Origin of the sequence: Pseudomonas sp. 10-1B, from assembly GCF_000935045.1 — a bacterium.
In the GTDB taxonomy this organism is placed as follows: domain Bacteria; phylum Pseudomonadota; class Gammaproteobacteria; order Pseudomonadales; family Pseudomonadaceae; genus Aquipseudomonas.
In genome coordinates this window covers 15140-41165 of the sequence record NZ_JYKS01000001.1, presented here as the reverse complement: position 1 = coordinate 41165, position 26026 = coordinate 15140, and the positions used below count along the sequence as shown (strand labels likewise).

Genomic DNA, 26026 nt, shown 5'->3' with positions numbered 1-26026 from the left:
CATTCGCGGCACAAGGCCGCTCCTACAACGAGCGCGGCACGGCCGGCCCCATGCGGACTACGCAGAAGGCTGCCAGCGATACTTGCCAAGCTCGTCGTTCAGCGGTGTCTGGGCGAACACATTAGCAAAGTTGCACAGGGTTGCGAGGCTCACCCCCAGAATCACTTCCAGGGCATTGCCTTCGCTGAAGCCGGCCGCGCGGAAGGCCTGGTAGGTGGCCTCGCTGACATTGCCACGGGTGGCGATCACTTCGCGGGCGAACGCGGCCAGGGTTTCGTAACGGGCATCGGGCAGCTCGCCGCGGGCACGCAGGGCATCGACCACTTCCTGCGGCAGCTTGGCCTTGTTCAGCGCCACGGCCGTGTGGCCGGCGACACAGAAGTCGCAGCCATGTTGGGTGGCGGCAATCAACTGCACCACTTCGCGCTCGGCCAGGCTCAGCTCGGACTTGCCGTTGAGCGCAGAAACGGTCACGTAGGTTTCCAGCGCCGCCGGGGCGTTGGCCAGCACGCCCAGCAGGTTGGGGATGAAGCCAGAGTTCTTCTGGGCGTTTTCGAGGAACGGGCGGGCCGCTTCCGGGGCGCTCTGCAGAGTGTGTAAAGTAATGCGCGAGGACATGGAGTGGTCTCCTTGATGGGTGTCACTACAGTCTGTTGGTTATAAGAAGTACCCTCCATATTCATCAGTCGCCTTTCCTTGCTCCTGAGTCTTTACATTAGATGATTTCGTCCAGCCACCTTGTCGATTGGTTATTAGAGGGCCTGGAGCTCGATGCCAGCCTGTTCCATGTCGGCCGCTACTGCGGCGGCTGGCACGCCAGCACCCAGGGCATGGGCCGGGCCAGCTTCCACCTGGTAGTGCAAGGACACTGCTGGCTGCATATCGACGGCCATGCCGAGGCGGTGCGCCTGGAAGCCGGCGATGCGGTGTTCCTGCTGCGCGACCTGGGCTACCGCCTGTCCAGTGACCAGGACCCGGCCGGCGCCTGTGCACAACCGCGCCTGCGCATGCAGGCCCTGGACGCCGACGCGGGCGATGGTGTGGGGCTGGTGTGTGGCTTCTTCCACTTCAAGCCGGGGTTGTCATCGCTGATCGTCGAAGGCCTGGCCGACTGGATCCTGCTGCGCGCCGATGAACCGGCCGGGCATGCGGCGCGGGCATTGTTCGAGCTGATCCTGGAAGAATGCCGGCGCGCCACCGGGCCGTCACAGGCGTTGCTGGAGCGGCTGACGCATTTGCTGTTCCTGTATGTGCTGCGCCAGCAGGTGCATGCCGGGCAGTCGCTGGGCGGGCTGGTCGCGCTTGCCCGCCAGCCGACGTTTGCCAGGCTGCTGGAGCAGTTGATCGAGCAACCGGGGCAAACCTGGACCCTGGAAAGCATGGCCGCCTGCACCGGGCTGTCGCGGTCGGCGTTCTTCAAGCGCTTCAATGAACTGGCGGGGCAGTCGCCGGGGCAAGTGTTGCTGGCGTTGCGCATGCGCCATGCCAGCCAGTTGTTGCGGGCGGGGAATACCGTGGAGCAAGTAGGGGCTCAGGTGGGCTATCAGTCGGTGGCAGCGTTTACCCGGGCGTTTGCCAAGGCGGTGGGGGTGCAACCGGGGGCGTATCGGCGTCAGCATGAGGGGCGCTGAACCTTACTGTGCCTGTACTGGCCCTATCGCCGGCAAGCCAGCTCCCACCCCGACCGCATTGATCTCAAGCCATGTGCCAGCCTGTGTGAGCAACTGTCTTGTATTGCCTGGACTGGCCTCATCGCCGGCAAGCCAGCTCCCACAGGTACTGCACAGGGCTTGAGGCCTATGCGGTCGAGGTGGGAGCTGGCTTGCCGGCGATAGGGCCAGTACAGCCAATCTATTCAGACCTGACTGACGGGAATATCCCCAGCCCCTTTACCTTCCCGCCGCTCGCCCATCCAGGCATTGACCTTCTGCCCGAACTCGGCCGGCGCCTTGCGCCCAAAGCGACGCGCCAGATCCAGGATGGTCTGCTGCGCCAGCGCCTCCTCCATACGCTTCTGCGCCCCCAGCATCACTGCATGGATCGCGCAGGTGCCCTCGGTCGCCCAGCCTGGCGCCGAACCTTCGAATACCGCGCAGCGCTCGCGAATTTCCCGGCAGTCGAAGATCTTCTTCGGCCCGTCGATGGCAGTGACGATATCCAGCACGGTGATCTCATCCGACGGCCGCGCCAGGCGAAAGCCACCGCGCACGCCTTCAGTGGCGGCCACCAGCCCGGCGCGGGCCAGCTTGGTGAAGACCTTGGCCAGGTATTCCTGGGGCACGCCCTGCAACTCCGCCAGGTCGCGCACGCTGGACTCGCGCGAATCACCGCGCTCGTCCACCAGGAACAGCAGGCAATGGATGCCGTATTCAACGCCAGCACTGTAGAGCGACATAGCTATCTCCGACCAAATCTGTCGCAAATAATACGCTGATAGCCTGCGTAGCGCAAAGCACAAAGCCGCCGCCTGTCGGCCTGACTTTTCCCTTTAACCCAATAAATACAGCTATTCAGGCGGTCGAACAGCAGCACGGGGTGACGCTGGGTCGAAAAAAAGACTTGCATGCATAAACTACGATCAATACAGTCGTAGTTATTCGAGAGACACCTATCCCGTCCTCGAAGCCCCTAGAACCTTGTGGAGCACCTACATGAAATCGAACATCCTGATCATCGGTGCCGGCTTTGCCGGTGTCTGGAGCGCACTGAGCGCCGCGCGCCTGTTCGACCAGGCCCAGCGCGCCGACCTCAGCATCAACGTGCTGGCGCCACAACCGGAACTGCGCATTCGCCCGCGCTTCTACGAAGCCGACGTGCATGGCATGAAGGCCCCGCTGGGCGAACTGTTCGAAGCCGTAGGCATTCACTTCATCCCGGGCAACGCCGACAGCATCGATACCGAAGGGCGTAGCGTCAGCTACACCGACGCCCAGGGCCAGCCGCAACAGATCACCTACGACCGCCTGATCCTTGCCGCCGGCAGCCAGGTCGCACGCCCAGCGGTGCCGGGCCTGGCCGAACACGCGTTCGATGTCGACCAGATGGAGTCGGCCATGCGCCTGGAGCAGCACCTGGTCGGCCTGGCCGCCCTGCCCGCTTCGCCGGCGCGTGACACCGTGGTGGTCTGCGGCGGTGGCTTTACCGGTATCGAAACCGCGACCGAAATGCCTGCCCGCCTGCGTGCGATCCTTGGCGCCGGGGCGGCGTTGCGGGTGGTGGTGGTCGACCGTGGCGCGCAAGTTGGCGCGGCATTGGGGGCGGGCATCACGCCATCGATCGTCGCCGCCTGCGAACAGGCCGGGGTCGAGTGGCTGGCGGGGGCCTGCGTAGTGGCCGTCGATGCCGCTGGCGTCACGCTGGACAACGGCGAGCACATTGCCAGCAACACCGTGATCTGGACTGTCGGCGTCAAAGCCAGCCCGTTGACCGCGCAGGTTGGCGGCGAGCGTGACAACTTCGGCCGGCTGAAAGTGGACGGCCACCTGAAAGTGCTGGGCCAGGACCACGTGTACGCGACCGGCGACACCGCCTGGGCTGCGGTGGACGATTTGGGCAACCACGCCCTGATGACCTGCCAGCACGCCATCCCCATGGGCCGTCACTCTGGCAACAACGCCGCGGCCGACCTGCTCGGCCTGCAGCCGGTGGTGTACCGCCAGCCCAAGTACGTCACCTGCCTGGACCTGGGGGACTGGGGCGCGGCATTCAGCGAAGGCTGGGAGCGCGAACTGAAGCTGCAGGGCCAGGAAGGCAAGGATCTCAAGCGCCAGATCAACTCGGTATGGATCTACCCACCAGCCGCTGACCGCGCCGTGGCCTTGGCGGCTGCCGACCCAATGATCGCAATCGTGTGATTCAAATACCTGACAAAACCGTCAAGATATGGCGGTTTTGTCATGCCCAGTCATACATTGAATGACTGGTCAACAATGATGGCCATATGGCATCATTCAAATAAAAAATTATTAATGAGGGTGAGGCACACATCCAAATCCGCAGCGCTTCCAGAGCCTGGCGCCACACCGGTGACCCGGCCATCCGCCCGAGCTCCTGAGGCCTGCACGCCACCGTCAAGGAGCATTTCATGCAGTTAAGGAATTTGAAGATCGGCATTCGTGCTGCCAGCGTGTTCGCCCTGTTGGGCATCCTGGTCCTGTTCATGGGCCTGATCGCACTTTATGAAACCCGGCAGATGGACAAGGCCACGGACGAAATCCGGGTCACCTGGATGCCCGCCGTGGTAGCCCTCAGCGAAATCAGCAGCAACCTCGGCCGCGCTCGCGCCATCACCCTGCGTGCCGCGCTGGACGACAACCCCAGCGAACGCCGCCGCAACCTGCAGCTGCTCGACGACATCAATGCCGAACTCAAGAACAGCCTGAAGGACTACGACGACACCATCATCGCCGACGACGACCGCGCCCTGTTCAACACCTTCAACGCTGCCCATCAGCAATACCTCGACCTGCAGACACAGGTACTGCAGGCCATCGATGCCGGCCGCATGGATGATGCCAAGCAACAGATCAGCGGCCCGCTCACCCAGTATGCCGACAGCATGATGAAAGCCATGACTGCACTGATCGCCTACAACGGCAAAGGCGCCGAACAGGCATCGCTGCGCAGCAGCGATGTGGCAGCCCAGGCGTCCACCGCGCTGATTGCCTCGTTGCTGGTGATCATGCTGGCACTGGCCGCCATTGCCACCCTGCTCACCCGCAGTATCGTCGTGCCGCTGGCCGATGCGCTGGCCGTGGCCGAACGCGTGGCGACCGGAGACCTGACCCAGGACATCCGCGTATTCGGCCGCGACGAGCCGGCCCTGCTGTTACGCGCCCTGAGCCGCATGCAAGGCAGCTTGCGCGACACCATCCGCAAGATCGCCGCCTCGTCCGACCAACTGGCCTCGGCCTCGGAAGAACTGCACACCGTCACCGAAGACACCAGCCGCGGCCTGCATCAGCAAAGCGCGGAAATCGACCAGGCAGCCACAGCCGTCAACCAGATGACTGCGGCCGTCGAGGAAGTGGCGAACAACGCGGTCAGCACCGCCGACGCCTCGAAAGGCGCCGACCAGACCACCCGCGATGGTCGCGATCGGGTCAACCAGGCCCTGGCCTCCATCCAGCATCTGGTGGCGGACGTGACCGGCACCTCGACCGAGATCGAACAATTGGCCAGCAATGCCAATGAGATCAGCCGCGTGCTGGATGTGATTGGCGCGATCGCCGGGCAGACCAACCTGCTGGCACTGAACGCCGCCATCGAAGCTGCCCGTGCCGGCGAGGCCGGGCGTGGTTTTGCCGTGGTGGCCGACGAGGTACGCGCCCTCGCCCACCGTACCCAGCAGTCGACGGCGGAGATCGAGCAGATGATCGCCGGCATCCAGAACGGTACCGAACGGGCGGTGACGGCGATGCACAGCAGCCAGGGCCGCGCCACTGGTACGCTGGAAGTAGCCCAAGGGGCCGGTCAGGCGTTGGAGGTGATTGCCGAGGCGATCGCTTCGATCAACCAGCGCAACCTGGTGATTGCCAGTGCCTCGGAGGAACAAGCGCAGGTGGCGCGCGAGGTGGACCGTAACCTGGTGAATATCCGGGACCTGGCGATGCAGACATCGGCGGGGGCGAACCAGACCAGTGCGGCGGCGCAGGATTTGTCGCGCCTGGCGGTGGACCTGAATGGCATGGTGGCGCAGTTCAAGGTTTGATCAGAAACAGCCGGGGCCGCGTTGCGGCCCATCGCCGGCAAGCCAGGCTCCCACAGGTACTGCACATGGCTTGAGGTCTGTGCAGTCGGGTGGGAGCCAGGCTCCCCTAGGTACTGCACATGGCTTGAGGGCTGTGCGGTCGGGTGGGAGCTGGCTTGCCGGCGATGGGCTGCAAAGCAGCCCCAATTACTGCAACAACGCTCTATCAGTCATTGACACCGACAACCCGCCCCACCTTCCCGGCAGCCTTGCCGCGAGTCGCCAGGCAGTAATACAGCGGCACCGTCACCAGCAAGCCGAACAGCCACGACAGGTCAGCCCCTTCGACAATGTTCGAGTATGGCCCCACGTACAGCGACGTGTTGGCGAACGGCAGTTGCACCAGGATCCCGCAGGCATAGGCAATGATCGCGTGGTGGTTGAAGCGGCCATAGATGCCGCCGTCGGCGCTGAAGATCGAGGCGATGTCGTACTGGCCCTTCTTGATCAGGTAGAAGTCGATCAGGTTGATCGACGCCCACGGCACCAGCACCAGCAACAGCGCCAGGATCAGGCCGATGAACTGGCCGATGAAGTCCGCCGAGGCATTCAACGCCACCAGCCCGCAGCCCACCAGGATCACCGACGCCAGGATCACCCGCACCTTGATGCTCGGCGTCCACTCGGCAATGAAGGTCTGGATCGCGGTGACGATCGACAGCACCGCCCCATACAGGTTGAGGGCGTTGTGGCTGATGATGTTGAGCAGGAACAGCACCATCAGGACTGGGCCCAGCCAGCCGGTGGCCTGCTTGACCGCGTCCATCGCATCGGTGCCTTCCGGCACGCACAGCACCGCCACAGCACCAAAGCTGAAGCACAGGATGGTGCCCAGGGTAGCGCCGAAGTAAGTAGCCCAGAACGGCTTGGCAATGCCTACTTCACGCGGCAGGTAGCGCGAATAGTCAGAGGTGTACGGCGAGAAGCTGATCTGCCAGATCACCCCCAGCGATACGGTGGCAATGAAGCCCGACAGGTTGAAGGCGCCACGGCTGAAGAAGTCGGCCGGCAGCTCCTGGATGAACATCATGATGAAGCCGGCCAGCAGTGCCGAACCCATCACCCAGGTACCGATGCGGTTGAGGACGTGGATGAAGCGGTAGCCGATCACACCGATGGCAGTGGCGCTCAGGGCACCGATCACGATCGCGCCCGGCATCGGCACGCTGGGGGTGATGCCATGGATGGTCTTGCCCGCCAGGACGATGTTGGAGATGAAGAAGCCGACATAGATCAGCGCGGTGAAGAACACGATCAGCAAGGCGCCGTAGCGGCCGAACTGGCCGCGGCTCTGCACCATCTGCGGAATGCCCAGCTGCGGCCCTTGCGCAGAGGCCAGGGCGATGACCACGCCACCGAGCAGATGACCCAGCACGATGGCGACCAGGCCCCACAACAGGTTCAGGTGGAACACCTGCACCACCATGGCGCCGGTGAGGATGGGCAGTGGCGCAATGTTGGTACTGAACCAGAGGGTGAACAGGTCGCGCGCCTTCCCATGGCGCTCGGCAGGTGGAACGTAATCGACCGTGTGATTCTCGACAAACTGGTGTTGCGACGACGGTTGGGACATAGGATTCAGCTCGAAAGGTCGTTTTTATCTTTGTAAGGAAACCGCATCTAGGCGGCCTCTCAGCTGCGGACCATATTATGGTATTCCAAACTTTTGACAACACTGACCCGCAGGAAAAAACGCCCACTGATCTGTTTGGGCAACCCCTGCGACAAACCGCCTCACCGCTCAAACCCCCGGTATACGCGGCCTTTAGCCGTTCATCGCGCAATACCCACGCTTGAAAATTCCGCTTGCAAAATAGGTATTACGGTATACCATCAGACACATCAACGATAAAAACCGCGGACCACCGCAGCCCTTTAGAGGTACACCCGATGATCGACGCAACCGTCTACAAGCACGTCCTGGGCTCCTTCCCGTCCGGCGTTACCGTCATCACCACCCTGGACGACGACGGCTCGGTCGTCGGCCTGACCGCCAGCGCCTTCTCCTCCCTGTCGATGGACCCGCCGCTGGTGCTGTTCTGCCCCAACTACACATCCGACTCCTACCCTGTGCTGATCAAGCAGAAGCGCTTCGCCATTCACCTGCTTTCCGGTGAACAGCAGGCCGAAGCCTATGCCTTCGCCAAAAAGGGCAAGGACAAGGCCAGCGGCATCGAATGGTCCACGAGCGAGCTGGGCAACCCGATCCTGGCCGGCGCCACCGCCGTCATCGAGTGCGAACTGTGGCGTGAATATGAAGGTGGCGACCACGCCATCATGGTCGGCAAGGTGCACAACCTGATCGTCCCGCAAGAGGCACCACGGCCGATGGTGTACTGCCGCGGCAAGATGGCCAGCCTGCCGGCCTTTGCCTGAAGCCTATTCTGAATCGAGACCACTGCCGCCTACCTTGCCAGGCGCCAGACACTTTCAAGCGTTGAGGAAAGCCCCATGAAATTTTCGTTGTTCGTGCACATGGAACGTTGGGATGAACAGGTCAGCCACCGCCAGCTGTTCGAAGACCTGACCGAACTGACCCTGATGGCCGAGAACGGCGGTTTCAGCACTGTATGGATCGGCGAACACCACGCCATGGAATACACCATTTCGCCAAGCCCCATGCCGCTGCTGGCCTACCTGGCCGCGCGCACCGAGAAGATTCGCCTGGGCGCCGGCACCATCATCGCGCCGTTCTGGAACCCGATCCGCGTGGCCGGCGAATGCGCCCTGCTCGACGTGATCAGCAACGGCCGCATGGAAGTGGGCCTGGCCCGTGGCGCCTACCAGTTCGAATTCGACCGTATGGCAGGTGGCATGCCGGCCACCGACGGCGGCAAGGCCCTGCGCGAGATGGTGCCGGTGGTACGCAAGCTATGGGAAGGCGACTACGCCCACGACGGCGAAGTGTACAAGTTCCCCACTTCTACCAGCGTGCCGAAGCCGTTCAACGCCACACCGCCGATGTGGATCGCCGCCCGCGACCCAGACTCGCACAACTTCGCCGTGGCCAACGGCTGCAACGTCATGGTCACCCCACTGATGAAGGGTGACGAAGAAGTGCTGGACCTGAAGAACAAGTTCCAGGCCGCCCTGGACAACAACCCGGGCGTACCGCGCCCGCAACTGATGGTGCTGCGCCACACCCACGTGCACAGCCCGGCCGAGCCGGAAGGCTGGAAGGTCGGCGCCCAGGCCATCTCGCGCTTCTATCGCACCTTCGATGCCTGGTTCGGCAACAAGACCGCCCCGGTCAATGGCTTCCTCGAACCAAGCCCTGAATCGAAGTTCGCCGAAGTGCCGGCGTTCCAGCTGGAGAACATCCGCAAGAACACCATGATCGGTACACCGGAAGAAATCATCGCGCGCATCAAGTACTACCAGGAACTGGGCGTCGACGAGTTCAGCTTCTGGTGCGACAACAGCCTGCCCCACGCCGAGAAGAAGAAGTCGCTGGAGCTGTTCATCAAGGAAGTGGTGCCGGCGTTCGCCTGAATTCCCATTGCCTGAAACATTGCGGGACGCGCCCGCTCCCGTGGGCCCTTGTGGCCTGCGCGAGCGGGCTTTTTTTTGAAACCTGCGCTGGCCTCTTCGCGGGCTTGCCCGCTCCCACAGGTACAGCACAGGCCATGAAAGCTGTGTTGTACCTGTGGGAGCGGGCAAGCCCGCGAAGGGGCCAGTACAGACACCCCGGAATTCAAGGTATCAAGCCACCTTTCGTCCCCTGGCAAGAGAAATTTTCCGCACCCTCTTGCACAACAAATATTATGGTATACCATCAGACAACAAAGCTGATAACCCTCACCAGGAGCCACCCATGAGTTTCGAAATCCGCAAGATCGTCACCTACTCCGAAGAGACCCGCATCGAAGGCGGCAAGGCCACCGACAAGCCGGTGACCATGGTCGGCCTGGCCGTGGTGATCAAGAACCCATGGGCCGGTCGCGGTTTCGTTGAAGATCTGAAACCGGAAATCCGCGCCAACTGCTCGGAGCTGGGTGCGCTGATGGTCGAGCGCCTGACTGCCGCCATCGGCGGTGCCGACAAGATCGAAGCCTACGGTAAAGCCGCAGTAGTGGGTGCCGACGGCGAGATCGAGCACGCCTCGGCGGTGATCCACACCCTGCGCTTCGGCAACCACTACCGCGAAGCGGTACAGGCCAAGAGCTACCTGAGCTTCACCAACAAGCGCGGCGGCCCAGGCACCTCGATCCAGATCCCGATGATGCAGAAGGACGACGAAGGCCTGCGTTCGCACTACATCACCCTGGAAATGCAGATCGAAGACGCCCCGCGTGCCGACGAAATCGTCGTGGTCCTGGGCGCTTCCAACGGCGGCCGCCTGCACCCGCGCATCGGCAACCGCTACATCGACCTGGAAGAACTGGCTGCCGAAAAAGCCAACGCTCAATAACAACAACCAAGACGGGCCGGGGCGTGGCGTGCTTACCCGCCGCGCCCGACCTTCAAGGAGCGCCCTCCATGATTCAGCCTGTCGCTGAACGCACACCTGCCGGCACCAGTTACCTGTCCGTCGGCCAGGGCCAACCCGTGGTACTGATCCACGGCGTGGGCCTGAACAAGGAAATGTGGGGCGGTCAGTTCGTTGGCCTGGCCAACGACTACCGCGTCATCGCCTACGACATGCTCGGCCACGGCCAGAGCGCCCTGCCGCCTGCCGACATCGGCCTGGAAGGCTACGCCGCCCAGCTCGCCGAACTGCTCGACCACCTGCAGATTCCGCAGGCCACCGTGATCGGCTTCTCCATGGGTGGTCTGGTCGCCCGGGCCTTCGCCCTCAGCTACCCGCAGCGCCTGGCGGCGCTGGTAGTGCTCAACAGCGTGTTCAACCGCAGCCCCGAGCAGAGTGCCGGCGTTATCGCCCGGGCCGCCCAGGCCGCGCAACTGGGCCCCGACGCCAACGTCGATGCCGCGCTCGACCGCTGGTTCAGCCGTGAATACAAAGCTGCCAACCCGGCGCAGGTCGCCGCCATTCGCCAGGTGCTGGCGAGCAACGACCCGCAGGGCTACCACACCACCTACTCGCTGTTCGCCACCCAGGACATGTACCGCGCTGGCGACCTGGGCAGCATCCAGGTGCCGACGCTGATCGCCACCGGCGAACTCGACTCGGGCTCCACCCCGGCCATGACCCGCCAGCTCGCCGCCAGCATTCCTGGCGCGCGCAGCGTGGTCCTCGCCGAGCAACGGCATATGATGCCGGTGGAATCACCGCGTGAAGTCAACAAGATGCTGCTGGACTTCCTCGCGCAAGCCCGCACCCTCACCGAATCCGCCAAGGGGATTGTTGCATGACTCTCGTTCGTTTCCAGATGTGCATCGACGGCCAATGGCGCGATGCCCAGAGCGGCAAGACCTTCGACAGCCTCAACCCGGCCACCGCCCAGGCCTGGGCACAACTGCCCGACGCCGACGAAGCCGATGTCGAGCTGGCCGTACAGGCCGCCCAGCGTGCCTTCGACAGCAAGGAGTGGCGCAGCATCACCGCCACCGCGCGCGGCAAGCTGCTGCGTCGCCTGGGTGACCTGATCGCCGAGAACAAGGAACACCTGGCCCAGCTGGAAAGCCGTGACAACGGCAAGTTGATCCGCGAAACCCGCGGTCAGGTCGGCTACCTGCCAGAGTTCTTCCACTACACCGCGGGCCTGGCCGACAAGCTTGAAGGCGGCACCCTGCCGCTGGACAAGCCAGACCTGTTCGCCTACACCGTGCATGAGCCGATTGGCGTGGTTGCCGGGATCATTCCGTGGAACAGCCCGCTTTACCTCACCGCGATCAAGCTGGCCCCGGCCCTGGCCGCCGGCAACACCATCGTGCTCAAGCCCTCCGAGCACGCCTCGGCGACCATCCTCGAACTGGCTCGCCTGGCGCTTGAGGCCGGCTTCCCGGCCGGCGTGGTCAACGTGGTCACCGGCTACGGCCCAAGCACCGGCGCGGCGCTGACCCGCCACCCGCTGGTGCGCAAGATCGCCTTCACCGGCGGTGCCGCCACCGCCCGCCACGTGGTGCGCAGCAGTGCCGAGAACTTCGCCAAGCTGTCGCTGGAGCTGGGCGGCAAGTCGCCGAACATCATCTTCGCCGACGCCGACCTGGACAGCGCCATCAATGGCGCGGTGGCCGGCATCTATGCCGCCTCCGGGCAAAGCTGCGTGGCCGGTTCGCGCCTGCTGGTGCAGGACGAGATCTTCGACGATTTCGTCGAGCGCCTGATCGCCCGCGCCAAGCGCATCCGCATCGGCAACCCGCAGGATGACGCCAGCGAAATGGGCCCGATGGCCACCGCGCAACAGCTGGCCGTGGTCGAAGGCCTGGTAGCTGCGGCCAAGGCCGAAGGCGCCAAGCTGCACATGGGCGGCAAGCGTGCCGAGGTCGAAGGTGACGGCTGGTTCTACGAGCCGACCCTGTTCGAATGCGACAGCAATTCGATGACCATCATGCAGGAAGAAGTGTTCGGCCCGGTTGCCGCGGTAATCCGCTTCAAGACCGAGGAAGAAGCCCTGGCCATCGCCAACGACTCGCAGTTCGGCCTGGCCGCCGGCATCTGGACCCGCGACCTGGGCCGTGCCCACCGCCTGGCCCGCGACGTGCGTTCGGGGATCATCTGGGTCAACACCTACCGCGCGGTATCGGCCATGGCACCGATCGGCGGCTTCAAGAACAGCGGCTACGGCCGTGAGAGCGGCATCGATTCGGTGCTGGCCTATACCGAGCTGAAGACCGTGTGGATCAACCTGTCCACCGCGCCCATGCCCGACCCGTTTGTGATGCGTTGAGAGGTAACACGAGATGATCGAACCAGGCATCTACAAAGACGTGATGGGCTCCTTCCCGTCCGGCGTCACGGTGGTCACCACCCTGGACGCCGACGGCGCCATCGTCGGCATCACCGCCAGCGCCTTCAGCGCGTTGTCGATCGACCCGGCGCTGGTGCTGTTCTGCCCCAACTACGCCTCCGACACCTACCCGATCCTGCGGGACAGCAAGCAGTTCGCCATCCACCTGCTGTCCGCCGACCAGACCGCCGAGGCCTATGCCTTCGCCGGCAAGGGCACGGACAAGGCCAAGGGCGTCGAGTGGCACCTGAGCGAGCTGGGCAACCCGCTGCTGGCCAAGGCCACGGCGATCATCGAGTGCGAACTGTGGCGCGAGTACGACGGCGGTGACCACGCGATCATCGTCGGCGCGGTGAAGAACCTGGTGCTGCCGGCCGAACCGGTGACCCCGATGGTGTACCACAAGGGCAAGCTGGGCGCCCTGCCCCCGCTTGGCTGACATACCTTGAAATCGGTGCTGGCTTCTTCGCGGGCTCGCCCGCTCCCACAGGGATCGCGCAACTCCCGAGACCTGCACAGTACCTGTGGGAGCGGGCAAGCCCGCGAAGAACCCCACACCGATGCCCCTGTTTTTAGGGGCCGCGCTATCGTCTCACCCTCGGTTGCGGCCCCTGTTTTCTTCCGGAGTACTGCCCATGAGCAATGAAAAGTACGAAAAAGGCCTGCAGATCCGCACCCAGGTGCTGGGCGAGGAATACGTCAAGCGCTCGATCCAGAACGCCGACGACTTCACCAAGCCATTGCAGGAACTGGTCACCGAATACTGCTGGGGCCACGTCTGGGGCCGCGAAGGCTTGTCGCTCAAGGAGCGCAGCATGATAAACTTGGCCATGATTTCCGCGCTCAACCGGCCCCACGAGCTCAAGCTGCACATTCGCGGCGCCTTGCGTAATGGCCTGAGCCGTGAACAGATTCGCGAGATCCTGCTCCAGGTCGGCATTTACTGCGGCGTACCCGCGGCGGTGGACAGTTTCCGCCTGGCCCGGGAAGCGTTTGCCGAAGCCGATGCGGAGTCAACCCGTTAACAACGGGCTGTTCGAACCACTGCATGGAAAGCCTCGGTTCGAGGCGTTCCGCGATGTTGGCGCAACAGCCTCATAAAGAGCGCACCTGATGAAACGCCAGCCACTCGATGACAGCTTCAAGGTCAACCGCAACCCCGTGACACTGCGCGAAATCGTGCTCGACAAGCTGCGCACCGCGATCATGAACTTCCACCTGCTACCAGGCGATCGCCTGGTCGAGCGCGACCTCTGCGACCGCCTCGGGGTCAGCCGCACCTCGGTGCGTGAAGCCCTCCGCCACCTGGAATCCGAAGGCCTGGTGGAATTCGCCGACGCCAAGGGCCCCCGCGTGGCCATCATCACCCTGGAAGACGCCCGCGACATCTACGAGCTGCGCTGCGTGCTCGAAGGGCTGATCGTGCAGCTGTTCACCCTCAACGCCAAGGCCAAGGACATCCGTGCCCTGGAGCGCGCGCTGGAGGTCAACCGCGAAGCCCTGGAAGAAGGCGAGCTGCAACAGGTGCTGGATTCGGTACAAGGTTTCTACGATGTACTGCTGGAAGGCTCCGGCAACCAAGTGGCGGCCCAGCAGCTGCGCCAGTTGCAGGCGCGCATCAGCTACCTGCGTGCCACCTCGGTGTCGCAGGAAAACCGCCGTGGCGCCAGCAACCGCGAAATGGAAAAGATCGTCGAGGCGATCAAGAGCGGCGACCCGCTGGTCGCTCACCAGGCCTCGGTCGACCACGTCCGCGCCGCCGCCAAGGTGGCCCTGGACTACCTGCGCCAGAAGCAGGATGACAACAGCAAGGTGCGCGACATGGTCGAGCCCCTGGCCCTCAAGGAACCCCGCATAGAACCACGCATAGGTCGCTGATCATGCCCACTGCCCCGCGCTACTGCCCGCACTGCACCACGGAACTGGCCCGGGGCGTTCCCACAGGCGACACTCACGAGCGCCTGCACTGCACCGGCTGCGGCTACATCCACTACATCAACCCGAAGATCATCGCTGGCTGCATCATCGAGCGCGATGGCAAGTACCTGCTGTGCCAGCGCGCCATCCCACCGCGCCCAGGCACCTGGACCTTGCCGGCCGGGTTCATGGAGGCAGGCGAGACCACCGAGCAGGCAGCACTGCGCGAAGTCTGGGAAGAAAGCGGCGTGCGCGCCGAAATCGTCTCGCCGTACTCGATCTTCAGCGTGCCGAAAATCAGCGAGGTGTACATCATCTTCCGCGCCATCGCCACCGAAGAAACCGGGCAGTACGGGGCAGAAACGCTGGCCTACAAGTTCTTCGAGGCCGATCAGATCCCGTGGGACGAGATCTATTACCCGGCGATTCGGCAGATTCTCGAGCGCTACATCCTCGAACGGCAGGCCGGGGTGTACGGCATTTACATGGGCAATGACGACACTGGCAAGGTGCACTTCATTCGCTAGCCTGTGCCGGCCGGCAGCGACAGCACAAACCCCTCGCCAAGCGTCTATTCTCGGTGCACCCTAAAGCCTTGTGCAAAAGGACCGGCAGAGCAGATGACAAAATGGCTAGACGGTGGCGGCTTGATGGCCGAACGCATCCGCAACCACGACTGGACCAGCACCAGCCTCGGCCCGCTCGAGGCCTGGCCGGATGCGCTCAAGACCACTGTGGCCTTGTGCTTGGCCTCGCGCTTCCCGCAGGCCGTGCTCTGGGGCCCTAACCTGCTCACTCTGCACAACGACGCCTTCGCCCACATCCTCGGGCAGAAACCCCTGGCGCTGGGTGTCCCCTTTCGCGAAGTGTGGCAGGAAGCCTGGGCCGACATCGGCAGCCTGGCCAACCGCGCCCTGGCCGGCGAGGCGGTGTACATCGAAGACTTTCCACTGGTCATCAACCGCAACGGCGGCCCCGAACGCGCCTATTTCACCTTCTGCTACAGCCCCATCCGCGGCCATGACGGCAAGGTGCTGGGCATGCTCGACACCGTCACCGAAACCACTGCCAGCGTGGTCGCCAACCAGCGCCTGAACTTCCTCGACGAACTCGGCCGCGCCGTGGCCGAGGCCACCGACCCGGACCAGATCCTGGCCACCACCACACGTATGCTGGTCGAGCACCTGGGCCTGTCCAGTTGCGCCTATGCCGTGATGGAGGCGGATGAGGACGGTTTCACTATCTGCGGTGATGCCATAGCCGACGGCTCGCCACGGCTGGTGGGCCAGTACCGGTTGCACGACTTCGGCCACCTGGCGCTCAGCCGCCTGCGCAGTGGCAAGGCCTTGGTGATCAACGACACCCTCAGCGAACTGGCCGCCGATGAAGCGGCCACCTTCCAGGCCATCGGTATCACTGCCACCATCTGCATGCCACTGATCAAGGGCGGCCGGTTGACTGCATTGATGGCCATCCATGACCGCGTGCCGCGTAAATGGACCGGTTACGAACGGGCCTTGCTCAGCGAAGTCACCGAGCGCTCTTGGGTCCATATCCAGCGGGTGCAGGCCCATGCCGAAGTGCGCGAGGCCATGGCCGCGCTGGAGGCGCTCAACGCCACCCTCGAGCATCGCGTCGAAGAGCGCACCACCCAGCTGCTGCACACCGAGGCCGTGCTGCGCCAGACCCAGAAGCTCGAAGCCATCGGCCAGCTGACTGGCGGCGTGGCACACGACTTCAACAACTTGCTGACCATCATCCGCTCATCGCTGCACTTCTTGCAGCGCCCCAACCTCGACGAGAGACGCCGCGAGCGCTATCTCAAGACCATGTCCGACACCGTCGACCGTGGCGCCAAGCTGACCGGCCAGTTGCTGGCCTTCGCTCGCCGCCAGGCCCTGAGCCCGCAAGTGTTCGACGCCGGGCCACGGCTGGAAGCCATGGCCGACATGCTCGACACCGCCACCGGCGCGCGGATCCACGTCGAACTGCAGTTGCCGCAGACGCCTTGTCACATCCGTGCCGACCTCAGCCAGCTGGAAACCGCGGTGATCAACCTGATACTCAATGGCCGCGACGCCACGGCCGGCGAAGGCACTTTGCAATTGAGCCTGAAGGCCGACCAGCGGCTGCCCGCCCTGCGCGGCCACCCGCCGCAGCCAGAGCCGTTCGCGGCAATTTCGGTGAGCGACAGCGGTGTCGGTATTGCCGCCGAGCTGCTGGAACGCATCTTCGACCCGTTTTTCACCACCAAGGCACCGGGCGAAGGCACCGGGCTCGGGCTGTCACAGGTGTTCGGCTTTGCCAAGCAGTCCGGCGGGGATGTGCAAGTGCACAGCATCCCGGGCCAAGGCACCACCTTTACCCTGTACCTGCCCCAGGAGCCACCACCCGCGGCCCTGCCTGCCGCCACTGCGGCCAGCAGCCAACCGCAGGCACAGGGCGAGCGGCGGCGAATACTGGTGGTGGAGGACAACCCTGACCTTGGCAACTTCACCGCGCAAATCCTCGAGGACCATGGCTACCGGATCAGCTATGCGCGTTCGGCGGAAGAGGCCCTGGCCCAACTGGCCGGGCCGGAGAGTGATTTTGACGCGGTGTTTTCCGATGTGGTCATGCCAGGCATGGGCGGCCTGGCCCTGGCCCGTGAACTGCGCCGCCAGCGGCCGCAGTTGCCGGTGATCCTGACCTCAGGATACAGCGAAGCGATTGCCGAAGGGGGTGACCAGGGGTTTGCCTTCCTGGCCAAGCCCTACTCGGCGGAGCAGGTGTGCCAGATACTCGGGAAGGTGCTTGGCAGTTGAACCCCGGGCGTTCGTTCCGCTGGTCTTCACCCAACGATCAACGCCGCCCCTCGGCCAGCATGCGCACGGCCAAACCCGCCAGTACCGTACCCATCAGCCAGCGCTGAACCTGCTGCCACAGCGGGCGACCGGCCAGGAACACGGCGATGGACCCGGCCATGATCGCGATCAGTGCATTGACCGTGACGCTGATGGCGATCTGGGTCGAACCCAGCAGCAGCGACTGCAACAGTACGCTGCCATGACCCGGCTCGATGAACTGCGGCATCAACGACAGGTACATGACGGCGATCTTGGGGTTGAGCAGGTTGGTCACGAAGCCCATGGCAAACAAGCGGCGCGGGCTGTCGGCCGGCAGATCACGGACCTGGAACGGCGAGCGCCCGCCAGGCCTGACGGCTTGCCAAGCCAGGTACAACAGGTACAAAGCGCCACCGATACGCAGGGCGTCGTAGGCGAAAGGGACCGCCATGACCAAGGCGGTAATGCCCAAAGCGGCGCAAAGCATGTAGAAGACAAACCCCAAGGCCACCCCGCCCAGCGAAATCAGCCCGGCCATACGGCCCTGACAGATCGAGCGGGAGATCAGGTAGATCATATTCGGGCCTGGGGTCAGCACCATGCCCAGGGAGATCAGGGCGAAGGCAAGCAGTTGAGTGGTTTCAGGCATGACACTTCCTGGCTGTGCATTGAGGCCGCTAGCTTATCCGAAGCCGTGCGGCAGGTGAACTCACCCCATCTGGCCAGCTATCAAACCCAAGGCCACTGTAATCATCGCCAGCCCCGACACCCGCCCGACCAGCTTCGCCGCCCCGGGCCTGGTGCTCAGCACAGCCTTGGCGCCATAGCCGACCAGCGAATAGATCACCAGCGAGCTGCACAAGTGCACCAGCCCTAGCAGCAGGATCTGCAGCGGCACCGGCCAGCTCGACTGCGGGTCGGTGAACTGCGGCAACAGCGCCAGGAACAGCAGGAACACTTTCGGGTTCAGGCCACTGACGCAAAACCCCTTGAGCGCCCAGCGCGAGCCCGACTCTCCCGCCCCACCCTGCCCGGCCGCCGGCAATGCCGGGCTCAGCAACAGGTTGCCGCCCAGCCACAGCAGATAGCTGCACCCCGCCAGGGTCAGCAAGGTCAGCGCCAACGGGTGGCCAGCCAGCAGGCTGCCGACCCCGGCCGCCACCACCAGGGTCGCCAGGAAGTGCCCCGACAACATCCCCGCCACAGCGGGCATCACCCAACGCCCGCGCATGCCTGCCGAAATGGCGTAGGCCCAGTCTGCACCCGGGGTAATCACGAACAGCATCGACACGGCCCAGAACGCCGTCAGCACACTGATTGCCACTTGAATCTTCCTTTCCACTGCTTTGGGATGTCGAAAGATTACCGATTCCGCGCGGGGACTTTCTTTCGTATATTTCCCATCTGCATTCAATTTCTGGAAGATTCTTCCCCATGGACAGAACTGATCGAAAAATCCTTGCCGAACTGCAAAAAGACGGTCGGCTGTCGGTGACCGAACTGGCCGACCGCGTGGGGCTCAGCCTGTCGCCCTGCCATCGGCGCCTGAAGGCACTGGAAGAGTCCGGGGCGATTCTGGGCTATCACGCCCGCCTGGCACCCAGCGCCCTGGGGCTGAATTTTGCCGCGCTGGTATTCGTTACCTTGCGCGAAGTCACCCGCCAACCGGTGGCGGACTTCGAAGCGGCGCTGGCCGAGATCCCGCAGATCGTCGAAGCGCAGCGGCTGTTCGGTGACCCGGACTACCTGCTGCATGTGGTGGCCAAGGATCTGCCGGCATTCCAGAAACTGTACGACGAGCAACTGACCAGCATTCCCAACGTGAAGCGCTTGAGTTCGACCTTGGTGATGAAAGAGGTGATTCAGGATCGGTTGTTGCCGATGTAGCGGTTTTCTCCTGTGCCGGCCCTTTCGCGGGCTTGCCCGCTCCCACAGGGATTGCACACGGCTCAAGGTGTGCGCCGTACCTGTGGGAGCGGGTTCACCCGCGAAAGGGCCGGCACAGGCTAATGCCAGTCAGTTAAGCCTTAGTGGCAGCTATTGGGGCTGCTTTGCAGCCCATCGCAGGCAAGCCAGCTCCCACAGGTACCGCGCAGATCTCAAGCTTTGCGCAGTCCCTGTGGGAGCCCGGCTTGCCGGCGATGGGCCGCGCAGCGGCCCCAAATGGCTTAATTGACTGGCATTACGGCACAGGCAACATTTTTATCTGCCCTGTAAACGCGCACACTGCACTACCACGACCCACCACAGTCAACCTGCCATCACCCCAACCCCTCTACCCCAGGCCTTTCCGCCTGCTGGCACCCTCCTTGCTACCGTCACCCGCTTAAGCTTTTGTCAGCCTTAGGTTTTTTAACGTTTATGGGCACATATTTACTAATTTCTCGTTATCCCCGCGCCCCGCATCATCGCTCCAACAAGAACGCGTCGCCCTTCGCCGGCACGCCCCCGGGCAGCTCCCGATGCCCTACCTTGCCTTGGAGTCAGTCATGACCAGTGCAGCCAATTCGGCACCCCTCATAGAAAAACACACGATCGGCTACGTGCCCCCGCAAGACCGCCATGGAAAGGTAAGGGATCTGTTCACACTGTGGTTCGGCGGTAATATCGCGCCACTGCCCATCGTCACCGGCGCGCTGGGCGTGCAATTGTTCCACCTGAACCTGGTATGGGGCATCGTCGCCATCCTGGTCGGCCACCTGGTCGGCGGTGTGCTGATGGCGCTGCACTCGGCCCAGGGCCCGCAAATGGGCATTCCGCAGATGATCCAGAGCCGCGCCCAGTTCGGCTCGCTCGGTGCGCTGCTGGTGGTAGTGATCGCTGGGGTGATGTACATCGGCTTCTTCGCCTCCAACATCGTGCTCGCTGGCAAGTCGCTGCACGGCGTGGTCGACGCCGTACCGGTACCGGTGGGCATCGTCATCGGTGCGCTGGGCTCGGGCATCATCGGCATCATTGGCTACCGTTTCATCCACGTGCTCAACCGTATCGGCACCTGGGTGCTAGGCATCGGCATCGTGGTCGGCTTCGGCTACATCTTCACCCACGTGCAGAGCGACGACTTCCTCACCCGCGGCGGTTTCAACCTGGCCGGCTGGCTGGCCACCGTGTCGCTGGCGGCGCTGTGGCAGATCGCCTTTGCCCCGTATGTGTCGGACTACTCGCGCTACCTGCCGGCAGACGTGAAAGTCAGCTCGACCTTCTGGACCACCTACCTGGGCTCGGCCCTGGGTTCGAGCCTGTCGTTCATCTTCGGTGCCGTGGCGGTGCTGGCGATCCCGGCCGGCATGGATACCATGGACGCAGTCAAGTTGGCCACCGGCACCCTGGGGCCGATCATGCTGGTGCTGTTCCTGCTCAGCGTGATCAGCCACAACGCCCTCAACCTGTATGGCGCAGTGCTGTCGATCATCACCCTGGTGCAGACCTTCGCCTACCGCTGGATCCCTACCGCCAAGAGCCGTGCGGTGCTGTCGCTGATCGTGCTGGCGGCCTGCTGCGTGGTGGCGGTGTTCGCCTCGGCGGACTTCATCGGCCACTTCGTCGACATGGTGCTGGTGCTGCTGGTGGTGCTGGTGCCGTGGACGGCGATCAACCTGATCGACTTCTACGCCATCCACAAGGGCGACTACGACATCCAGTCGATCTTCAAGGTCGATGGCGGCATCTACGGCCGTTACAACCCGCAGGCGCTGATCGCCTATGCGGTGGGTATCGTGGTGCAGATCCCGTTCATGAACACGCCGCTGTATGTCGGGCCGATTTCCGAACACATCAACGGGGCTGACCTGTCGTGGCTGGTGGGTTTGGCGATCACCTCGCCGCTGTACTGGTGGCTGGCCAGCCGTGACAGTGCCTATCGTCGTCGGCAGATGAGTGCCAAGGTGGCTGCTACTGCTTAACCTGCACCGGCCTCTTCGCGGCTAAAGCCGCTCCCACCTCGACCACATAGGCCTCAAGCCCTGTGCAGTACCTGCACTGAGGTACCTGAGTCTTGCGCAATTCCCTGTGGGAGCGGCCTTGTGTCGCGAAAGGGCCGCAAAGCGGCCCCCGATGGTCAACTCAATACTGCGCCTGGCCCGGCACCCAAGCGGTCCCCGCCAGCGGCACCCTGGCCATGGCCGCCGCCTCCACGGTCAACGCCACCAGGTCCTCCGGATCCAGGTTGTGCAGGTGCGACTTGCCACACGCCCGCGCCATGGTCTGCGCCTCCAGCACCAGCACCCGCAGGTAATTGGCCAGCCGTCGCCCGGCCTCTTCCGGGTTCAACCGTTTGGCCAGCTCCGGATCCTGGGTGGTGATACCCGCCGGGTCGCGGCCGTTCTGCCAGTCGTCATAGAACCCCGCCGCCGAGCCGATTTTCTTCAGCTCGCTGTCCAGCCGCGGATGGTTGTCGCCCAGAGCGATCAGCGCTGCGGTACCAATGGCCACCGCATCAGCCCCCAGGGCCATGGCCTTGGCCACGTCGGCACCGTTGCGGATACCGCCCGAGACGATCAGTTGCACCTTGCGGTGCATGCCCATTTCCTGCAGCGCCTGCACCGCCTGCGGGATGGCCGGCAATATCGGAATGCCGACGTGCTCGATGAACACCTCCTGGGTCGCCGCGGTGCCGCCCTGCATGCCATCGAGCACGATCACGTCGGCGCCGGCCTTCACCGCCAGCTTCACGTCGTAGTACGGGCGGCTGGCGCCGATCTTCACGTAGATGGGTTTTTCCCAATCGGTGATCTCGCGGATCTCGGCGATCTTGATCGCCAGGTCGTCCGGGCCGGTCCAGTCCGGGTGGCGGCAGGCGCTGCGCTGGTCGACGCCGATCGGCAAGGTGCGCATGCCGGCCACGCGCTCGGTCACCTTCATGCCCAACAGCATGCCGCCACCGCCAGGCTTGGCGCCCTGGCCGAGGACGATCTCGATGGCATCGGCCTTGCGCAGGTCGTCGGGGTTCATGCCGTAGCGCGATGGCAGGTACTGGTACACCAGGTGCTGCGACTGGCCGCGCTCTTCCGGGGTCATGCCACCGTCACCGGTGGTGGTGCTGGTGCCGGCGATGGTCGCGCCACGGCCCAGGGCTTCCTTGGCGTTGGCCGACAGTGCACCGAAGCTCATGCCGGCGATGGTCACCGGGATTTTCAGGTGGATCGGCTTTTTCGCAAAGCGAGTGCCGAGCACCACGTCGGTGCCACACTTCTCGCGATAACCTTCCAGCGGGTAGCGCGACACACTGGCGCCCAGCAGCAGCAGGTCGTCGAAGTGCGGCACACGGCGCTTGGTGCCACCGCCGCGGATATCGTAGATGCCGGTTTCGGCAGCCCGCTGGATTTCCTGGATGGTCAGGCGGTCGAAGGTGGCCGACTCACGCAGTACCGGGGGGAATTGCTCGCTCATGGGAATGCTCCTGGATCAGTACGCGCTGGCGTTATCGACTTTGAAGTTGTACAGCTGGCGAGCCGAGCCGTAGCGTTTGAAATCGGCGGCCTGGTGGTCCAGGCCAGCCTGGTTCAGCAACGCCTGCAGCTCTTGCAAGTGCTCGGCGCGCATCTCTTTTTCGATGCAGTCCGAGCCCAGCGACCGCACCGCGCCTTTGACGTAGATGCGCACTTCGTACAGCGAATCGCCCAAGGCATCACCGGCGTCGCCACACACCACCAGGCGCCCGGCCTGGCCCATGAAGCAGCTCATGTGGCCGATGCTGCCGCCGACGACGATGTCCACGCCCTTCATGGAAATACCGCAACGGGCACCGGCGTCACCCTCGATCACCAGCAGCCCGCCATGGGCGGTGGCACCCGCTGCCTGGGAAGCACTGCCCTTGACCCGCACCAAGCCAGACATCATGTTCTCGGCCACACCCACACCGACGTTGCCATGCACGGTGACGCAGGCCTGCTGGTTCATGCCAGCGCAGTAGTAGCCGGCGTGGCCTTCGATATCCACGGACACGGCGGCGTTGATGCCCACGGCCAGGTTGTGCTTGCCGTCGGGGTGGGTCACCCGCCATTGATGGTCCTGCACTTCGCCGTGCAGGGACTGGTTGAGGTCACGCACCGAGGTGTCGGAAAGGTCGATCGTCTTCATGGGGTTCTCCAGTAGTTCGGTGGCAGGTCAGGCGCTTGCGCGCTCCCAGACGTACAGGGTGGCCGGGGCCGGCTCCCAGACCTTGGCGTTTTCGATGCCCGGCAGGCTGGCCAGCGCCTGGTATTCCGAGGCCATGGCCACGTAGTCGTCGGTCTCGGCCAGCACTGCGGGCTTGCAGGCGATCGGGTCGCGGATTACGGCAAAGCCGTTGCGGGTGCCGATGGCGAAGGTGAAGAAGCCATCCAGGTCTTCCAGCGCGCCATCCAGGGCCTGGGCCAGGCTGTCGCCCTGCTTCAGGCGCCAGGTCAGGTAGCCGGCGGCCACTTCGGTGTCGTTGTCGGTTTCGAAGCTGATGCCTTCGCGCTTGAGTTCCTGGCGCAGGCGGAAGTGGTTGGACAGCGAACCGTTGTGCACCAGGCATAGGTCGGCGCCGGTGGAGAACGGGTGGCTGCCTTCCATGGTCACCGCGCTTTCGGTGGCCATGCGGGTATGGCCGATGATGTGGCTACCCTTCATGCCGGCCAGGCCGAAGCGGCTAGAGATTTCCGCCGGCAGGCCCATGCCCTTGAGGATCTCGATGCTCTGCCCGGCGCTCATGATGCGCACCTCCGGCGCCAGTTCGGCTAGCGCGGCGCGGGCGGCCGCTTCATCGGTGTGCACCTTGAGCACGGCGGCGCTGGCGTTCTGGAACCAGTCCAGCGAGCAACCCAGGCGCCCTTCCAACTGGCCCATCAGCGTCGCCCAGGGGTAACTGTTGTCAGTCGCTTGCAGGGTCAGCTTGACCCAGCCATCGGCCACCTCGTCGCCGTAGATGGCGAAGCCGGCGCTGTCCGGACCACGGTCGGTCATGGCTTCGAGCATGGGTTCGAAGAGCTTGCCGAGCTGGGCTTCCAGTTCGAGCTTTTTCAGGTACAGACCTACGATTCCACACATAAAAGGGCCTCACTACGTTCGGCAGCAAGCGGTAAGCGGCAAGCTGCAAGTTGTCCGTGTTGAACGGGATATTTGTGTTCGCCGCGCCCTGCCTTTCGCTTGCAACTTGCGGCTTGAAGCTTGCAGCTCAGAAAAACTCGGTGTAACGCTGGATTTCCCAGTCAGAGACGTGGCGGCAGTACTCCACCCACTCCATGCGCTTGAGCTTGATGAACTCGTCGACGATTTCGGCGCCCAGCACCTCGCGGAACAGCGGGTCGGCGTCGAGCGCGTCGGCAGCTTCCTTGAGCGACTGCGGCAGGGTCTTGATGCCGCGTGCGGCAATCTCTTCCAGGCTTAGGTTGTAGAGGTTCTCGTTGCACATCTCGCCCGGCTCGAGCTGGCGGTCGATGCCATCGAGGCCCGCGGCAATGATCGCGGCGCTGACCAGGTACGGGTTGCAACCGGCGTCCGGCAGGCGGAACTCCAGGCGGCCATAGGGGATGCGCACCATCGCCGATCGGTTGTTCGCGCCGTAGGCGACGAAGGCTGGGGCCCAGGTGGCGCCGGACAGCGAACGACCGACTACCAGGCGCTTGTACGAGTTGACCGTGGGCGCGGCGAAGGCGCACAGGGCCGGGCCATGGGCCAGCAGGCCTGCGGCGAAGTGATAGGCCAACCTGGACAGGCCCATACCGCTGCTGTCGGACGGGTCGTGGAACAGGTTGTTGTTGCTGCTGCTGGCCAGCGACAGGTGGAAGTGCATGCCATTGCCGGCACGCTTGGGGTCGGGCTTGGGCATGAACGAGCAGATCATGCCCAGGTCATTGGCAATCTCGCCGGCGGCCATGCGGAAGAAGGTGAAGCGGTCGGCCGACTCCATGGCGTCGCTGTAGGTGTAGTTGATCTCGAACTGGCCGTTGGCGTCCTCGTGGTCGATCTGGTAAATGTCGAAGCCCACCGGCTGCAGGGCTTCGGTCAGCCGTTCGAGGAACAGTCGCGAGCGCGACAGGCCCTTGTAGTCGTAGCACGGCTTGTCGAGGTTGTCGGAGGCATCCACCAGTTGCAGCTTGCCGCCTTCGTCGCGGCGGAACAGGCTGAACTCGGGCTCAAGGCCCGTGTTCAGGGTCCAACCCTTGTCCGCCAGGCGCTGCACCTGCTGCTGCAACACGTAGCGGCTGTCGTAGGGCCAGGGCTGGCCGTTGACATGGCCCACGCACACCACCCGGCCATAGCCCGGCTGCCAAGGCACCGGTATCAACGTGGAGAGGTCGCCGCGGGCCATGAAGTCCGGGCCGTGCGGTTCCATGCCCATGCCGCAGATGGCGAACCCGGCAAAACCGGCGCCCTCCTCGGCCACCATTTTCAGGCCCGATACCGGCACCGATTTGGTCTTCGCCGAGCCATGGATATCGACGAACTGCGCCAGCACGTACTTGATGCCGTGCTGGTCGAGGGTGCGCTGGGTTTCTGCTGGCAACATGGGTTGAACACTCCTGGTAAGGGGCTGCATGTAATTCCGCACGGGAAACTTACTTTCACCACAGGAATGCAATGCGCTTGCCAAGTTTGCTCAGGGTGCTAGTTCTGTGTTGCCTGGTCTGGTCCCTGTGGGAGCGGGTTTACCCGCGAAAAGGCCGGCCCAGACAACACAAAACCCAGGCAGGTTTTTATGCTCTATTTATGGGAAACTT

24 protein-coding genes are annotated in these 26026 nt (G+C 63.8%); 15 read left to right on the top strand and 9 right to left on the bottom strand.

Annotated features, from left to right (window positions below):
* Positions 1 to 57: 57 nt before the first annotated feature.
* Complete coding sequence (locus TZ03_RS00180) at positions 58 to 618, bottom strand: carboxymuconolactone decarboxylase family protein (RefSeq protein ID WP_046615469.1); 561 nt, start codon at positions 616 to 618, stop codon at positions 58 to 60.
* A gap of 101 nt (positions 619 to 719) precedes the next feature.
* Between TZ03_RS00180 and TZ03_RS00175 the strand changes: the two genes are divergently transcribed.
* Positions 720 to 1631, top strand: coding sequence for an AraC family transcriptional regulator (locus TZ03_RS00175; protein ID WP_051094880.1), 912 nt, complete (start codon positions 720 to 722; stop codon positions 1629 to 1631).
* Between the two features lie 224 nt (positions 1632 to 1855).
* Here the strand turns inward: TZ03_RS00175 and TZ03_RS00170 are convergent, their stop codons facing one another.
* Complete coding sequence (locus tag TZ03_RS00170; RefSeq protein WP_051094879.1) at positions 1856 to 2395, bottom strand: RrF2 family transcriptional regulator; 540 nt, start codon at positions 2393 to 2395, stop codon at positions 1856 to 1858.
* 256 nt (positions 2396 to 2651) lie between these two features.
* Between TZ03_RS00170 and TZ03_RS00165 the strand changes: the two genes are divergently transcribed.
* Both TZ03_RS00165 and TZ03_RS00160 read left to right on the top strand, forming a co-directional pair.
* Entirely contained in the window at positions 2652 to 3854 is a 1203-nt protein-coding gene (locus TZ03_RS00165) for an NAD(P)/FAD-dependent oxidoreductase (RefSeq protein ID WP_051094878.1), read from the top strand.
* Positions 3855 to 4084: 230 nt separating this feature from the next.
* Complete coding sequence (locus TZ03_RS00160) at positions 4085 to 5710, top strand: methyl-accepting chemotaxis protein (RefSeq protein ID WP_051094877.1); 1626 nt, start codon at positions 4085 to 4087, stop codon at positions 5708 to 5710.
* A gap of 205 nt (positions 5711 to 5915) precedes the next feature.
* Here the strand turns inward: TZ03_RS00160 and TZ03_RS00155 are convergent, their stop codons facing one another.
* The gene (locus TZ03_RS00155; protein ID WP_051094876.1) at positions 5916 to 7322 is read right to left on the bottom strand and encodes a purine-cytosine permease family protein; all 1407 of its coding nucleotides are present in this window, start codon (positions 7320 to 7322) and stop codon (positions 5916 to 5918) included.
* A gap of 317 nt (positions 7323 to 7639) precedes the next feature.
* Between TZ03_RS00155 and TZ03_RS00150 the strand changes: the two genes are divergently transcribed.
* From TZ03_RS00150 to TZ03_RS00105, 10 genes are all read left to right on the top strand, one after another.
* Complete coding sequence (locus tag TZ03_RS00150; protein ID WP_051094875.1) at positions 7640 to 8125, top strand: flavin reductase family protein; 486 nt, start codon at positions 7640 to 7642, stop codon at positions 8123 to 8125.
* Positions 8126 to 8200: 75 nt separating this feature from the next.
* On the top strand, positions 8201 to 9241 hold the full coding sequence (locus tag TZ03_RS00145; protein WP_051094874.1) for an LLM class flavin-dependent oxidoreductase: 1041 nt from the start codon (positions 8201 to 8203) through the stop codon (positions 9239 to 9241).
* 322 nt (positions 9242 to 9563) lie between these two features.
* The gene (locus TZ03_RS00140; RefSeq protein ID WP_051094873.1) at positions 9564 to 10160 is read left to right on the top strand and encodes an amino acid synthesis family protein; all 597 of its coding nucleotides are present in this window, start codon (positions 9564 to 9566) and stop codon (positions 10158 to 10160) included.
* A gap of 68 nt (positions 10161 to 10228) precedes the next feature.
* Positions 10229 to 11062, top strand: a complete 834-nt coding sequence (locus TZ03_RS00135; RefSeq protein WP_051094872.1) for an alpha/beta fold hydrolase — start codon at positions 10229 to 10231, stop codon at positions 11060 to 11062.
* Positions 11059 to 12540 (top strand): aldehyde dehydrogenase, encoded by a 1482-nt coding sequence (locus TZ03_RS00130; protein ID WP_051094871.1) that lies wholly within the window; start codon positions 11059 to 11061, stop codon positions 12538 to 12540. Before TZ03_RS00135 ends, TZ03_RS00130 begins: the two co-directional genes overlap by 4 nt.
* A 13-nt stretch (positions 12541 to 12553) precedes the next feature.
* The gene (locus tag TZ03_RS00125) at positions 12554 to 13039 is read left to right on the top strand and encodes a flavin reductase family protein (RefSeq protein WP_051094870.1); all 486 of its coding nucleotides are present in this window, start codon (positions 12554 to 12556) and stop codon (positions 13037 to 13039) included.
* 196 nt (positions 13040 to 13235) lie between these two features.
* A complete protein-coding gene (locus TZ03_RS00120) occupies positions 13236 to 13625 on the top strand; it encodes a carboxymuconolactone decarboxylase family protein (protein WP_051094869.1) in 390 nt (129 codons plus the stop codon).
* Between the two features lie 88 nt (positions 13626 to 13713).
* On the top strand, positions 13714 to 14478 hold the full coding sequence (locus tag TZ03_RS00115; RefSeq protein ID WP_051094868.1) for a GntR family transcriptional regulator: 765 nt from the start codon (positions 13714 to 13716) through the stop codon (positions 14476 to 14478).
* Positions 14479 to 14480: 2 nt separating this feature from the next.
* Positions 14481 to 15044 carry an NUDIX hydrolase gene (locus TZ03_RS00110; protein ID WP_051094867.1) on the top strand — a complete coding sequence of 188 codons (564 nt, stop codon included), beginning with the start codon at positions 14481 to 14483 and terminating at the stop codon, positions 15042 to 15044.
* 93 nt (positions 15045 to 15137) lie between these two features.
* Positions 15138 to 17321, top strand: a complete 2184-nt coding sequence (locus TZ03_RS00105) for an ATP-binding protein (protein WP_051094866.1) — start codon at positions 15138 to 15140, stop codon at positions 17319 to 17321.
* A gap of 37 nt (positions 17322 to 17358) precedes the next feature.
* Here the strand turns inward: TZ03_RS00105 and TZ03_RS00100 are convergent, their stop codons facing one another.
* Positions 17359 to 17991 (bottom strand): LysE family translocator, encoded by a 633-nt coding sequence (locus TZ03_RS00100; protein ID WP_051094865.1) that lies wholly within the window; start codon positions 17989 to 17991, stop codon positions 17359 to 17361.
* 60 nt (positions 17992 to 18051) lie between these two features.
* Positions 18052 to 18666 (bottom strand): LysE family translocator, encoded by a 615-nt coding sequence (locus tag TZ03_RS00095; protein ID WP_051094864.1) that lies wholly within the window; start codon positions 18664 to 18666, stop codon positions 18052 to 18054.
* Between the two features lie 110 nt (positions 18667 to 18776).
* On the opposite strand from TZ03_RS00095, the gene TZ03_RS00090 reads away from it, so the two are divergent.
* Both TZ03_RS00090 and TZ03_RS00085 read left to right on the top strand, forming a co-directional pair.
* Positions 18777 to 19229, top strand: coding sequence for an Lrp/AsnC family transcriptional regulator (locus TZ03_RS00090; RefSeq protein ID WP_015270735.1), 453 nt, complete (start codon positions 18777 to 18779; stop codon positions 19227 to 19229).
* A 602-nt stretch (positions 19230 to 19831) separates the two neighbouring features.
* Positions 19832 to 21244 carry a purine-cytosine permease family protein gene (locus TZ03_RS00085; RefSeq protein WP_051094863.1) on the top strand — a complete coding sequence of 471 codons (1413 nt, stop codon included), beginning with the start codon at positions 19832 to 19834 and terminating at the stop codon, positions 21242 to 21244.
* A gap of 160 nt (positions 21245 to 21404) precedes the next feature.
* Here the strand turns inward: TZ03_RS00085 and TZ03_RS00080 are convergent, their stop codons facing one another.
* The 4 genes from TZ03_RS00080 to glnT form a co-directional block, all read right to left on the bottom strand.
* Positions 21405 to 22730 (bottom strand): FMN-binding glutamate synthase family protein, encoded by a 1326-nt coding sequence (locus TZ03_RS00080; RefSeq protein WP_051094862.1) that lies wholly within the window; start codon positions 22728 to 22730, stop codon positions 21405 to 21407.
* Between the two features lie 15 nt (positions 22731 to 22745).
* The gene (locus tag TZ03_RS00075) at positions 22746 to 23420 is read right to left on the bottom strand and encodes a protein glxC (protein ID WP_051094861.1); all 675 of its coding nucleotides are present in this window, start codon (positions 23418 to 23420) and stop codon (positions 22746 to 22748) included.
* A 27-nt stretch (positions 23421 to 23447) separates the two neighbouring features.
* Positions 23448 to 24353 (bottom strand): class II glutamine amidotransferase, encoded by a 906-nt coding sequence (locus TZ03_RS00070; RefSeq protein ID WP_051094860.1) that lies wholly within the window; start codon positions 24351 to 24353, stop codon positions 23448 to 23450.
* Between the two features lie 127 nt (positions 24354 to 24480).
* On the bottom strand, positions 24481 to 25815 hold the full coding sequence (gene glnT / locus TZ03_RS00065; RefSeq protein WP_051094859.1) for a type III glutamate--ammonia ligase: 1335 nt from the start codon (positions 25813 to 25815) through the stop codon (positions 24481 to 24483).
* Positions 25816 to 26026: the final 211 nt, after the last annotated feature.